General features: G+C 52.4%; 8 protein-coding genes. 2 read left to right on the forward strand and 6 right to left on the reverse strand.

Annotated features, from left to right (window positions below; all coding sequences use genetic code 11):
* Nucleotides 1–9: 9 nt before the first annotated feature.
* From fdxA to BLS94_RS06095, 5 genes are all read right to left on the reverse strand, one after another.
* Complete coding sequence (gene fdxA, locus BLS94_RS06075) at nucleotides 10–333, reverse strand: ferredoxin FdxA (RefSeq protein WP_025040257.1); 324 nt, start codon at nucleotides 331–333, stop codon at nucleotides 10–12.
* A gap of 278 nt (nucleotides 334–611) precedes the next feature.
* Nucleotides 612–2,627: an alpha-amylase/4-alpha-glucanotransferase domain-containing protein gene (locus BLS94_RS06080; RefSeq protein WP_090958543.1), complete on the reverse strand. Its 2,016-nt coding sequence runs from the start codon at nucleotides 2,625–2,627 to the stop codon at nucleotides 612–614.
* Between the two features lie 180 nt (nucleotides 2,628–2,807).
* Nucleotides 2,808–4,511, reverse strand: a complete 1,704-nt coding sequence (locus BLS94_RS06085) for a glycoside hydrolase family 57 protein (protein WP_090958628.1) — start codon at nucleotides 4,509–4,511, stop codon at nucleotides 2,808–2,810.
* Between the two features lie 117 nt (nucleotides 4,512–4,628).
* Nucleotides 4,629–5,888, reverse strand: coding sequence for a glucose-1-phosphate adenylyltransferase (gene glgC, locus BLS94_RS06090; protein ID WP_256325303.1), 1,260 nt, complete (start codon nucleotides 5,886–5,888; stop codon nucleotides 4,629–4,631).
* Nucleotides 5,889–6,302: 414 nt separating this feature from the next.
* Nucleotides 6,303–6,656 (reverse strand): carbonic anhydrase, encoded by a 354-nt coding sequence (locus tag BLS94_RS06095; protein ID WP_090958546.1) that lies wholly within the window; start codon nucleotides 6,654–6,656, stop codon nucleotides 6,303–6,305.
* A 294-nt stretch (nucleotides 6,657–6,950) separates the two neighbouring features.
* Between BLS94_RS06095 and glgB the strand changes: the two genes are divergently transcribed.
* Together glgB and glgA are read left to right on the forward strand one after the other, a co-directional pair.
* Nucleotides 6,951–9,164: a 1,4-alpha-glucan branching protein GlgB gene (glgB, locus tag BLS94_RS06100; RefSeq protein ID WP_090958549.1), complete on the forward strand. Its 2,214-nt coding sequence runs from the start codon at nucleotides 6,951–6,953 to the stop codon at nucleotides 9,162–9,164.
* A gap of 369 nt (nucleotides 9,165–9,533) precedes the next feature.
* Nucleotides 9,534–11,015 carry a glycogen synthase GlgA gene (glgA, locus tag BLS94_RS06105; protein WP_090958552.1) on the forward strand — a complete coding sequence of 494 codons (1,482 nt, stop codon included), beginning with the start codon at nucleotides 9,534–9,536 and terminating at the stop codon, nucleotides 11,013–11,015.
* 162 nt (nucleotides 11,016–11,177) lie between these two features.
* Here the strand turns inward: glgA and glgP are convergent, their stop codons facing one another.
* The gene (glgP, locus tag BLS94_RS06110; protein ID WP_090958555.1) at nucleotides 11,178–13,733 is read right to left on the reverse strand and encodes an alpha-glucan family phosphorylase; all 2,556 of its coding nucleotides are present in this window, start codon (nucleotides 13,731–13,733) and stop codon (nucleotides 11,178–11,180) included.
* Nucleotides 13,734–13,745 lie beyond the last annotated feature (12 nt).

A 13,745-nucleotide genomic window follows, 5' to 3' on the forward strand; every position in this document is an offset into this window, starting at 1 on the left:
GCTGCCGGATCAGCGTTCCAGTTTGTCCAGTTTCCCGGTTACCTTTGCCCAGTCGTCGGCATCGGGGGGAGAGTCTTTTTTCTCGATGATGGGCTTCCATGCTTTCGATAACTCGGCGTTGAGCGCCGTGAAATGCTGTTGATCCGTCGGCACGTCATCCTCGGCATAAATTGCATCCACTGGACATTCAGCCACACACAGAGTGCAGTCAATACATTCATCGGGATCAATTACCAGAAAATTAGGCCCCTCGCGAAAGCAATCCACCGGGCACACATCCACACAATCAGTGTATTTGCACTTGATACAGCTTTCTGTTACTACATAGGTCATGACGGATCCTTGCTGGGCTCTTTGAGAATTCGCAATTTTACCAGAAAATTTACGAATGCCGCTATAACTCTACAACCCGGACCAGGCCGCCTGTATGGGTTTAAGGTGAGAATCAAACTGTGATGCCGCCGTTGAAAGCGGAGTATGCCAGACTATGTATAACCGCACCTATAGGATGAGTTGCCGCCAGGCCGCTTTTCTTTTTGCACGTTTGTACGTTTGTACTTGAGCATTTGTATAATTCCGACCGGTCCACCGCGGTTACAGAAAATGTCCCGTCACGACATTTGTCGTGCATTGATTGCCAGCGAGACAACTAACGCTCCAACTGTTACCGGCCATTGCAATTTCAAAGTCACAGCCTGCATGATTTTTTCGAATCCCTCTTCCGACTGTGATACCGAATAATAAGGCTGCGCGTGTAAATCGGCTGGAACAGATGCTTTCAGTTCGACGCTTCCTCCCAGCACATCATCATCCAGCGTTATATCGGTCATAGAAGACAGCTCGAGTAGTTGACCGAAACCACCCGGAATTTGTCCCCGATAAATATAGCGCCCCCCCCAGCCATCGCAACTTGGCATTGCAAGGTTGATCTCGGTACAAAATATGCCCTCCGCTTCAGCGGCGAACAAATATGACACCTGCAACCAGTTGCCCGCAAGGGTGATACTTTTTTTTACGTATTGCGAATACACCTCCGTCTGGCAGACTGAATCATCACCATTGGATGGTTCATGCCGATAGGTTATAAAATCATCATTCAAGCGATCCACAAACAACCCCCGAGCATGATCGTCAGCCACCATATCCCCGGCAGTTATCTTATCCTTGAAGCTGAGCCGTTCATGCGCCGAGGCAATTCCGGCATTGCTGTGCTCATGCGGGTTATCCTCGCGTTGATGGATTTTGCGATAATAATGCTCGCCCTGGCGCCGCAACGTATCGCCAAAATTATGCGTCAGCAGATAGGAATCCAGTTCGCAGATAACGCCTCCGTCATCCATCTTCAATACCGCCTGGATTTTACCGGTCTGCAAATACATTTCCTCGGTCCCGTCGAGATCAGTATCTTCCAAAAATCTTGCCGGGCGGGGGGCGCAGGCGTCGAGCATCGCTTCCAGCTCGACGATGGCTTTAAATACCGCGCGCCTGAGATGAGGGAGATACAAGCCTCCGAATAAGCCATGCCAATATGCATCGTTGGCCTGAGACTCATACAGCTTATGCTTCATGGCGACGCTACGTTGCCGCTCCGGCAGCGAGGCAAGCCGCCTGGAAAGGCCCAGCATGCGCTTGTGCATCCAGTTGGATTCCGGATAGCGCGAAAAAAAATTTTTCCAGATGCCACCGCGCAGGAACGCCTTGTTGCCGTCATACCAGCCCGCCGCCTTGGCCTGCTGCACAAGGTCGGCATAAACATTGGCAGGCCCTGCAGGAAGTGTCCACTCGTTCATTTCTATATATGAAGTGGTTGGGAGATACACTACACCCCGGGTTTTCTCGACGGCATGATAGTCCCGATAGTGCTGGGTGCGAATTATGGGCGACGCCAGCACTCCTTGAATGAAGTTATCAAGCCAGCCTTTTTCATATACCCACTGATAAGTTTCTGGCCAGATACCGAATTTTTCGATATCGTCAAAATAGACGGCGGCATTGCCATGCCCGGCTGTACTGTTTTCAGCCAGAGACTCTATGTACGCTACCGCTTCATCCGCCGGAGAAAACGGCAGCCGGTAACGCAACGCTTCGGAGATGGGAAACAGATCGAGTTTGCGCTCGTCCTCTTCGGTAGTGAAATAACCATCCAGTTCCGCCGCTGTTTTGCCAGCACAAAGAAAATGATAATCGTCCACGATCACGTAGCGGATATCACAATCTGCTAACGCGGGAACTACCGTTGCTTCCCACACGCGCTCGGTCAGCCATGCACCTTGCGGGCGTTGCCCCAGCTTCATCTCCAGCTTATCGGAAAATGTCTGGATCTGCCCGATGCGATCGCGGTTGGGAATCACGGCCAGGACCGGCTCTGTATCGCCTGCGCCGAATAGCTCGACCTGACCGCGCATCACCATCTCCCGAAGCAGCGCCATGTCTTCGGGATAGTGATCAAACAGATAATTCAGCAGCCAGCCGGAAATATGCACCGCGAAACAAAAGCTGGGATAGCGGTGAAGGACTTGCAGAAAAGGCCGGTAACAGCGCAGGTGGGCGTCAGCCAGCACTTCTGGAAAATTGCCGACCGGCTGGTGAGCATGAACGCCGAAAAGCAGGGAGACGGGTCGGGACATCGAGTTCTCCTCGAGAGAAAGCTCAGCCACTCACTTGTGCCGCTACGCGCGGCCCAGGCTGGCGCTGGTCAGGTGAAATGCATCAGGTTGCATCATGTGGCCTGGAAAACCAACTCGACTTTTCCTGGTCGAAATGCCGCTCTCGGGCTTGCGCCGGCAATAATGCGCTACCGGTTCCCTTCAAGAGGCGCGCCGCATTGCGCCCGACTCTTGAGCCACAACGCCGCCGCCGTGGCTGATAGGCTGATGTACGGATACGGGTACCGGCAATTTCAGTAAGGAATAAAGATTAGCCAGATTGTCGCGGAATAATTGGTCAAAGCTCGATACTACGTTCGGCGGATTGTAATCACCTAGCCACCAGAACCAGTCGGAGCTTTCGCAGGAAGCGAGTTGCCGTTCGGCTTTAGCTCTTTCCTCCTCGGTCAAGCGTCTGCTTTGCATCACTAGGTCATAGCTATGCTTGGCCGCGCAGAGTAAATCCCAGGCACAGTTTTTGTCCTGATCGCCGATCCATGTAGAAAATGTTCCGTATACCCAGCTCCCTGCCGTCAATATCGGCAAGCGGACGACGTCGGCCTGCTTTATGCTTCCCAGATAATCCTTATAAGTGGTCACCTCGATTGCGGGGTGGTTTTCAAGAATTCCGTAGAGATCATTGAGGAAGTAATAGCCGTTGTAAGGATAGTATTCCCACGCATTCTCGCCATCGAGAATAATGCTTACCACTGGACTTTCTCCCGATAGTGCATTGCGGCCGATATCTTCGAGAGAGTGCACCAAATGCTCGGCGGCATCTCGTCCAAACCACTTGGAGTACTCAAAGCCAATCATGTCGGATAGTTTTTCGTCTCGAAAGAAGCATGTGACGCTATTGGCCTTACCCTCCAGATGGTAGGGCTTGTAGAGATAGCGGCCTCGCTCCGGCAAGGGTCTGCCCCCATACGACTTGCGCAGGCTATTCGCCAACACATTTTCGCCGCTGGCGCTCCATTGACAATCGTGGTCCGCCAGAATCTCGAGCATTGCAGTTGATATCGCGCCTTCCGCAGGCCATACGCCGCCGGGCCTTATTCCGAAGCGACTCGCATGACTCTCGATAGCTGACGTCAACTGAAACGCGACACGGTTTTTCCCTCCAGGATAAGTACTTTCGACCGGCAGTCGCACCTCGGGCATGCTATCGCGCGCGGAAGAAAAGTCTATCAATAGCGGGGCGAGGGGATGGTAATGCGGCGTGGTGGATAATTCGATCTGGCCTGACTCAGCCAACTTGCGATAGCGAGGAATCAATCCCTGTATCAACTCTCCGATCACATTAAGCAAGTCTATCCGGTCGGCATGGGTGAAGCCTCTGTCCTGCGTCATCAATCGCACTACTGCCTCATTGGTCCTGCGCACGCTTTCGCCTGTCCACGCCAGGTGATACCACACGATCAGATCCGCCAGATACTGCCCCGAAAGATAGGACAGTTCAGCCTCTCCGCGTGCCCGCAACGTTTCGTGCATATCATGCAGCCGCTTGTACGTTGGGTAGGGTTGCATCATGGTGACATGATTGCTGCGAAAACAACTGTCAAACGCCCGTATGCGATCTCGCGCAGAAACCTGTTCCAGGTCGGGCGTCGCCAGCAAACGCAAGAGCGGGTCCCGAAACTGACCCGACGCGAACTGTGCCGCATAATCCTCAAGCTGATCCAGTAGTACCGGCACAAAATTAACCACCGCCTTCATGGACGGATGTGCTTCAAGGTGGGCCACCATGTCGCTGTAGTCCTTGATGGCGTGCAGATACACCCATGGCAACGTAAATTCGCCAGTTTCGTAATTGCGGTAATCCGGCTGGTGCATATGCCACAGCAAGACTAAATGTATTGGTTGCATTTCTATCTGACCTGATGGAAGGAGTCGTCTGGACAAGCCCTGCGGTCGGGGCGGAACCTGCTTGATCGGCATAAATTATTTGCCTTATGCCCTCGCTGTCTTATTTCAACTTGTTTATCACCTGACATAATGTATTTTTTGCCCCAGCATTTCCGGAGTAATAAGCGTAATGCCATTTTCGGTGACATAAAAGCGCTCGCGGTCCTCCTCCGGGTCAAAACCAGCCATCAACCCAGGAGGAATTATACAATTCTTGTCCACAACGACGCGTCTCAGGCGCACGTTCCGGCCGATGTCCACGTTGGGCAATATTACTGAATCCTCGATACTGCTGTAGCTGCGTACCTGTACATTTGAAAATAATAGCGAGCGGCGCACGGTTGACCCACTGATAATGCACCCCCCAGAAACCATTGTATCCAGCGCTTGTCCACGCCGGTCATCGTCGTCGAAAATAAACTTGGCGGGGGGCAGTTGTTCCTGGTGAGTCCAGATTGGCCAATCCTTGTCATATAGATTGAGGTCCGGCGTAATACGGGTTAGATCAAGGTTCGCCTCCCAATAGGCATCAATGGTGCCAACGTCACGCCAATACGGCACACCCGACGCCATATTGACACAACTGTGGACAAAGCGGTGGGCAAATACCCTTCCGCGAGGCACCAGGCGCGGAATCATGTCCTTGCCGAAATCATGGGACGAATGCTCGTCATCATGGTCATGAATCAGCTGTTCGAAAAGAAATGACGCATTGAACACGTAGATACCCATGCTCGCAAGCGCGTGCCCAGGCTGGCCGGGAATGGCTGTGGGAACTGCAGGCTTTTCTTCGAAACCGTTGACGCGCCATTCGTCATCGACGCTCATTATCCCAAGCCCACCTGCCGTCTCCAAGGGTACGTCGTGACAGGCTATCGTCATCTCGGCGGACCTTTCGACATGATCGGCAAGCAGCTTGCCATAGTCCATTTTGTAAACGTGATCACCGCCCAGGATCAGCACGTAATCCGGATTATGAACTCGAAGTATATCGATATTTTGATACACCGCATCGGCGGTTCCCTGGTACCAGGTTTCTTCGATGCGCTGTTGAGCTGGCAATAACTCGACAAATTCATCGAATCGCCCATCAAGAAATCCCCAGCCGTGCTGAATATGGCTGATCAGGCTCTGCGCTTTATACTGTGTTGCAATTCCGATACGCCGGATGCCGGAATTCACACAATTGGAGAGAGGAAAATCAATAATACGGAATTTGCCGCCGAATGGCATGGCCGGCTTTGCACGCCAGTCTGTAAGCTGTCGCAAACGGCTGCCGCGCCCGCCCGCCAGTATCATCGCTACCGAATTACGCGTAATCTGGCTGATATAACGCAAGCCCGCTTCTCCTTTTGTTTAGAGAACCTCGCCTCTGAAGAAGTTCCCAGTACGTCGCTCATCGATGGCAGAACCGCACTATTCAAACTGATCAGGCGTGCACGACGAAAGCTCGCACTTACTATTCGTAAAGAGCAACGCCAGGAAGCGTAACGCAGTGAACGTCCGCTGGAACCCGGAGTGAAAGGGCGCTCCCTGCAAGCTGCCTGCTGTGCCAGGCTCCAAGCCGAAAGGAGGCGCCCCCAAAGCATCGTAATAAGCCACCGTCGGGTTCGGCAGTGCCGGGATGCCGCGCGGGAGTCTGTTCCGGTCCTTACCCCACGCATCTCCCGCAACAGGCGTATGCGCGGGCTCCTACGTCTCAGGAAATCCCTTCTCCTGGAGTCCGTAAAACTGCCTCGCATACACTCAGGCTTATCCGGAAACTCCCTGGGGTTGAACTTCTTCCCAGGTTCCATCGAGCTTGATATAGAACAGTTTTGGCTCGAATCCAAGCGAACGGGCAGTATCCGCCGCCTTGTAAAGGTCCTCCTTTACCGCACCGGCGCCACAGTCCTCGTGAACGGAGAGCACAGCCACGTGGCTATCATGCAGCCTCTTCGAAAGCCCCAGATGAGTTTCAAGCTGTTCTTTATTTGCCGCGCCCCCGGCGCATATCACTCGATCAAACGTTCCCTCTTTAACATTCAGGTGCTCAAGTAATTTTTCAATTGTGCCCTGAATCCGAAAGTCCATACATCCAAACACAGCGTGAGAACATGTATGCATTTGTTTTTCCTTATTTTATTTATCCCCAAGATACTGGAGCGAAGCAATGAAGGGATAGAGATTGTGCCCCTCTCCATATTCCCCGTCAAGTAATCCGTTCAGTTCGTAAAGAACGAATAAACTGTGCGAGTCTGTCGCAAACGTCTGTCTGGTTTCACGCTATCCCGAAGGGGAAGAGCATGAGGAGGGGAGCATGAAGCGGACAAGAAGGTTACAAGAGGTTCAGGAAATTACCCACGTTGAATTTCAATTCATGGCCATGTTCCGCCTTATCCTTCAAGCTATAATCGACGTATGCAATCCGATCTGAAACATCACGGCGTAACGGTCAAAGTCGACCCATCCCTGGAAGCGCTGTTGGCAGCTCGACTTCATAATCCTTTCAGTTATCTCGGTGCTCGCATTGAGCATGGCCATAGCTTGATTCGGGTATTTTATCCGTATGCGATAAATGTATGGATCAATATAGAAGGTAGCTTCGAGGGGATGAAGCGGGCACATCCTGCCGGAGTTTTTGAATGGCGCGGCGTCGCGTTACCGTTCATGCCATATCTGTTGCGCGTCGAAGACGGTAGCGCATGGCCGGAAGCATGCTTGTACGAAACTTATGACGCCTATGCCTTCCAGCCGCAAATTTCCGATTATGACGTCTATTTGTTCAATGAAGGCCGATTACGGCAAGCTTATCGAACCCTGGGTTCGCATATCGCGGAACGAGGGGGTATAGCCGGCGTACTTTTTTCGGTATGGGCGCCTAATGCCGAGCGGGTAAGTGTTGTAGGCGGCTTTAACCGATGGGACGGCCGAGTGCATCCGATGGCGGTTCATGACTTCAGTGGCGTTTGGGAACTCTTTATTCCCGGCCTCTCCCCGGATTCACTCTACAAATATGAAATACGCAACCGCGACAGTGGTGCAATCCTTCTTAAAACCGACCCCTATGCCAGACACTATGAATTGCGGCCCAACAATGCAGCGCGCACGCCCGTGGTTGGCAAATCAGCATGGGACGACGCTGAATGGATGCTAAACCGTGCAACGTGGAATTGGTTGCAGGCGCCGCTGAACATTTACGAAATTCATGCCGGGTCCTGGAAGCGGCATCCTGATGGAGGTTTTTACTCTTATCGTGAACTCGCCCGGCATTTGATTCCTTATGTGCGTGAAATGGGCTACACCCATGTTGAGTTGATGCCAATTTCAGAGCATCCACTTGACGAATCCTGGGGTTATCAGACGACCGGCTATTTCGCACCTACCAGTCGTTTTGGTTCACCTGACGACCTGAAATATTTCGTTAATGCCTGTCATCTGGAGGGTATCGGCGTAATTCTAGACTGGGTGCCGGCGCACTTTCCTCAAGATGCATTTGCGTTGTCGCGATTTGATGGCAGCGCACTGTATGAACACGAGGATCCTCGTATTGGCCTGCACCAGGACTGGGGAACACATATCTTCAATTTTGGGCGCAACGAAGTCAAATCATTTCTGTTATCCAGCGCCCATTTCTGGTTATCGGAATTTCATCTTGATGGCCTGCGCGTGGATGCCGTTGCGTCCATGCTCTATCTGGACTATTCACGCAAGCCGGGTGAATGGTTACCCAACAAATATGGAGGCAGGGAAAATCTGGAAGCTATCGATTTCCTGCGTGAACTGAATATAATGGTGCATGAGGAATTCCCCGGTGCATTGACGCTGGCGGAAGAATCCACTTCATGGCCAGCAGTATCTCGCCCTGCCTATACTGGCGGTTTGGGATTTTCCATGAAATGGAATATGGGCTGGATGAACGATACGCTATCCTACATCCGTAATAATCCGGTTTATCGGCGTTTCTACCAAGACCAGCTTACTTTTGGCCAGTTGTATGCGTACACGGAAAATTTCGTCCTGCCGCTTTCGCATGACGAAGTAGTGCATGGCAAGGGATCGCTGCTGGGCAAAATGCCGGGCGACGCGTGGCAGCAATTCGCAAACGTACGCCTGTTATTCACTTATCAGATGACTTATCCCGGTAAAAAGCTCAACTTCATGGGCAATGAATTCGCCCAGGGACGTGAATGGAATTCAGGACGGGAACTGGACTGGGGTCAATTACGCGACGAACAGCACCGCGGCGTCAGGGCTGCATTACGCGACCTCAATCATTTGTATGGCAGTATCGTCGCATTACACCAGCTCGATTTCTTATCTGATGGTTTCGAGTGGGTGGATTGCCATGATGCCGACAACTCTGTCATAAGCTATTTGCGCCGCGCGTGCGATGGCTCATTCGCCCTGATCGTTCTCAATTTTACGCCTGTGCCACGCACACGTTATCGCATCGGTGTACCTGCCAAAGGCAGGTACACCGAATTATTCAACAGCGATTCCTCACACTACGGCGGCAGTAATCTGGGCAACATGGGGTGCATCGATACTACCGGCGAATCATGGATGGGAAGGCCCGACTCGATCGTTATCTGCCTCCCGCCGCTGGCGGGGATTATTCTTTCGCTTGAATAATGCTCCCTTGGCAAGATATGAATGGATGAGATGGGGCTTGCCGCATCGCCCTATCGCGCTTCTAATCGATAATCGCCCGACAACGGCTGATGCGTTCGAGTCGCGAAGACACGTCAAATAAACAAGACTCTACCGATCGTCTTTCTTTCCAGCAAGCCGTAGCAAAACGTACCTGACAATCGAACTCGCCTTGCACAACGGTCGCCAGGAATACTCAGCGCGAGCCTGGGCCAGCTCATTCCTTTTCTGATGAATGGCGGCATCAAGACGACGCCTTGCTCGATCAGCTGGTTTCGGATGGAAATCAGTGAAATCCCGGACTGATCTTCATTTCTCGTTCTTTCCAAGAAATCTTAATGGGTGGACCTCATGTCACGAGCTTTAGCAAATTCCAACTCCGGCATTCTGTTTATCACGCCGGAAATTTATCCCCTGAATAAAACCGGGGGCCTGGGGGATGTCAGCGCGGCGCTACCCCCAGCGTTGCGCCAGTTGAAGATCGACGTACGTTTACTCATCCCAGGCTATCCTCAAGTACTGTCGGGCCTCAAAAACAAACAAAAGATCGCCGAATTCAGGAATCAATTCCCATTTCCGCCGTCGACGCTGCTATCTGCAAAGCTGCCGTTGGGCGCATCCTCATTTCTTCCCACTTTCATCATTGATTGCCCCGTACTGTACAGCCGGGAAGGTGGCCCATACGTGGATAGTGCCGGACACGACTGGCCTGATAATGCTTTGCGTTTCGGACTTCTCTCGAAAATTGGCGCAGTTCTGGCCAGTGATGCCAGCCCGCTTGTCTGGCGTCCACGCGTTGTGCACTGCAACGATTGGCAAAGCGGCCTGGTGCCGGCGTATTTGCATTTCCATAGAGGAAAAAAAGCGGCATCGCTGATGTCGATACACAATCTCGCTTTCCAAGGTGTATTTCCGCCCGATACGGTAGCTCAACTGGGCTTGCCTGCCGAAAGTTTTGATATAAATGGCCTGGAATATTACGACGACATGTCATTTCTCAAGGCTGGGCTCTACTATTCCGACCACATCTCCACCGTGAGTCCGACGTATGCTGAAGAAATTCAGACGGCGCCGCTGGGCTTTGGCATGGAAGGGCTGCTGGCTGCACGGCGCGAGCATATCAGTGGGATCATCAATGGCATCGCTTCAGAATGGAATCCTGCTACTGATCGCTATATTACGCAAAATTATGCGATTACCAATCTTGCAGCCAAAGCCCACAACAAAACTGCATTACAACAATTGATGGGGCTGGCTGCCGAACCCCATATCCCGTTATTCGGCGCCGTCGGGCGGTTTACTTATCAGAAGGGTTACGATCTTTTATTGCAAGTTGCAGCGCGGTTAACCGAAATACCGGCCCAACTGGTGATTCTGGGCAGCGGTGAAACGGCGCTGGAGCAGGAGTTTGCCAGGCTGGCAAACAATTATCCGGGGAAAATGGCCGTCCGTATCGGCTTTGACGAAAAACTTGCCCATTTGATAGAAGCGGGCGCAGACAGCTTCCTGATGCCTTCACGCTTCGAACCGTGTGGCTTGAACCAGATGTACAGTCAGCGCTACGGTACGCCTCCGCTGGTCCACGCGACCGGCGGCTTGCGCGATACCGTAGTCGATTGCACGCCTGCGGCTCTGGCCGACAAAAGCGCCAGTGGTTTCATGTTCCACGACATGACCGCAGACAATTTTCTCAGCGCGATTCGGCGGGTCGCCGTTGCTTATCACGATAAATCAGTGTGGTGCCGCTTGAAAAAAAACGGCATGACAAAAGATTTTAGTTGGCATTCAAGCGCTGCTGCGTACCGGCAAATCTACTTGTCGCTTTTCTCCTGATTTCCCCGCCGAGATAGAGCAATTGCCGGGAAAACCTGGAGCCTTATTCGGCGTTTTGAATCACAGGGAGGATATTTGTTTCAATGACCGGGTGGGGACCGGGTGGGGCCGCGAAGCATGGCGCTGGCGCGCGCCCCCTTGGACTAAATTGAAAAAAGGAAATTACACCCACACCATCATTCCCATTTCAAATGGATGCGTCAGCAATAGTTGATATGGATAAACGCGTATGTAATAGTCCAGCTTTCCGCATAAATCCGGAGTAAGGCTCAGTGAATACAGGTGCTCGCCCGATTCTTCGATGCCGCTAAATTCGAACCTGATATGATTGAACTCACGTAAAGTGACCTTGTTGCGCTGACGGCAAATCAACATTTCCACTATCACGTCCTCAGGCTGTAAACCATTCAGCCTTACCGCGACATCAAACTGCACAGCATCACCAAAACTGATACGCTTGCGTGGCGTATCTAATCGACGAATCGCTACGCCTTCCCATGTTTTCCGTACGAAAGCTTTCCAGGCCGCGATTTTTTTCGCCCCGCTGAAGTCATCGGCGGCGTAAAGTGCCCCTTGCCTGCTGGCCGGCACATAAAACTTCTGGGTGTACTCCCTTACCATGCGCGCGGCCGTGTAGCGCGGCAACAACGATATCATTGAGTCTTTCGCCATTTTCACCCACCCTGGGGAGTAACCCAATTTATCGCGCGTATAGTAGAGCGGCACCACGTGATCCTGCAGCGTTTCATAGAAATCCCTGCTCTCTTCCTTGTCGCGCCGCGCCATATCCATGTTTTCCGGTCCGGGCTTGATCGCCCAGCCATTCTTGCCGTTATAGCCCTCGCCCCACCAACCATCGAGCACGCTCAGGTTGAGTGTTCCATTTATACCTGCTTTCATGCCTGAGGTCCCGCTTGCCTCCAGCGGATATACCGGGTTGTTGAGCCACACATCGACTCCGGCCACCAACCGCCGGGCTAGACGTAAATCGTAATCCTCAACCAGCAAAAGTTGTCCCTCGAATTCTGGTAGCTGGGCAACCTGGTTGATGCGGCGAATCAGGTCCTGCCCCGGGACATCGGCGGGATGCGCCTTACCCGCAAAAATAATCATGACCGGGCGGTCCTGATTGAGCATGATCCTGCGCAACCAGTCGAGGTCATCGAATAGCAGTGTCGCGCGTTTGTACGTGGCGAAACGGCGCGCAAAGCCGAGCGTCAGAATGTTTGGATTTATGGGATCAGTGAATCTCAGCAGGCGGTCGAGATGCGCTTCAGAACCATGATTGCGGGAAATTTGAACCGCGAGACGCGCACGTATGCTATATAACATCTGGGATTTCAGTGTTTGCCGCACACTCCAGAACAGGTGATCGGGAATGGCGCTGATACGCGACCAGTAATCGGTATCACACATATTGTTACGCCATTCATAGCCGAGATAGCGGTCGAATAAATCCGGCCATTCCTGAGCCAGGAAGGTCGGCACATGCACGCCATTGGTGATATGCGCCATCGGATTTTCTTCCGGCTCGATCTGTGGCCATAAATCTCTGCAGATTCGCGCGGAAACGTTGCCGTGTATCTTGCTCACGCCGTTCTGAAAACGCGAGCCATGAATGGCAAGATTTGTCATGTTAAAATCGTGGCTGCCGCGAACGCGGCCCAGCGCCATAAATTCTTCCCGGGTGATTTCAAGATCACGGTAAAACCCTTCGAAATAAGCGTCCATCATGTCATCGCCGAAGTGATCATGTCCTGCCGGTACCGACGTATGGGTTGTGAACACCGTGCTTGCCGCCACTGCCTCCAGCGAGCTCGCAAAATCCAGCCCTTCTTGCACCAGATTACGCATACGTTCCAGCATCATGAACGCAGCATGCCCTTCATTGATATGCCATATCGTGGGCTTGATTCCCACCGCCCTCAAGGCGCGGACACCGCCAATGCCCAGCAGGATTTCCTGCTTGATGCGCAGGTTCCGGTCGCCACCATAGAGTTGATGCGTGATATCGCGGTCTTCTGGAGAATTTTCCGCTAAATTCGTATCAAGCAGATAAAGCGTAACGTGACCGATCTTTGCCTGCCAGACCTTCACGACGACCTTCCGTTGCGGCATTTCCACTTCGATTCGTACTTCGGAACCATTGTCGCCCAACACGGGCGCTACGGGGAGATCTTCAAAATCCGAATCAGTATAGGTAACTCTTTGATTACCCAGATTATCGATGGTCTGGAAGAAATATCCCTGACGGTAGAGCAAACCCACCCCGACGAATGGCAAGCGCAAATCGCTCGCTGCCTTGCAATGGTCGCCCGCCAGGATGCCAAGGCCACCCGAATAAATTGGAAAGCTCTCATGAAAACCGAACTCGAAACAAAAATATGCCACCCGGTCATCAGGGTGCAAGCCTGCCGTTGCGCCGTTTCGCACGGGCTCTGAATGATATGAATCGTAAGCCGAAAGAACGCTGTTGTAATTAGCCAGAAATACCTGGTCCTCCGCGGCTCTCAGCAGCAGCGACTCATCCACGCGCTTGAGAAAGTCTTTGGGGTTGTGTCCCACTGTCGCCCAAAGGCTGGGATCCAGCCGGGAAAATAGCGAGCGCGTGGAGCGGTCCCAACTGTACCAAAGATCATTCGCCAGTTCCTCAAGCCGCAATAGACGAGGGGGTATTTTTGGATTGACAGCAATAGTAAATACAGTGCCGGAGGACATAGGTAATTTGAA

Origin of the sequence: Nitrosospira sp. Nsp18, from assembly GCF_900103145.1 — a bacterium.
Lineage (GTDB): Bacteria > Pseudomonadota > Gammaproteobacteria > Burkholderiales > Nitrosomonadaceae > Nitrosospira.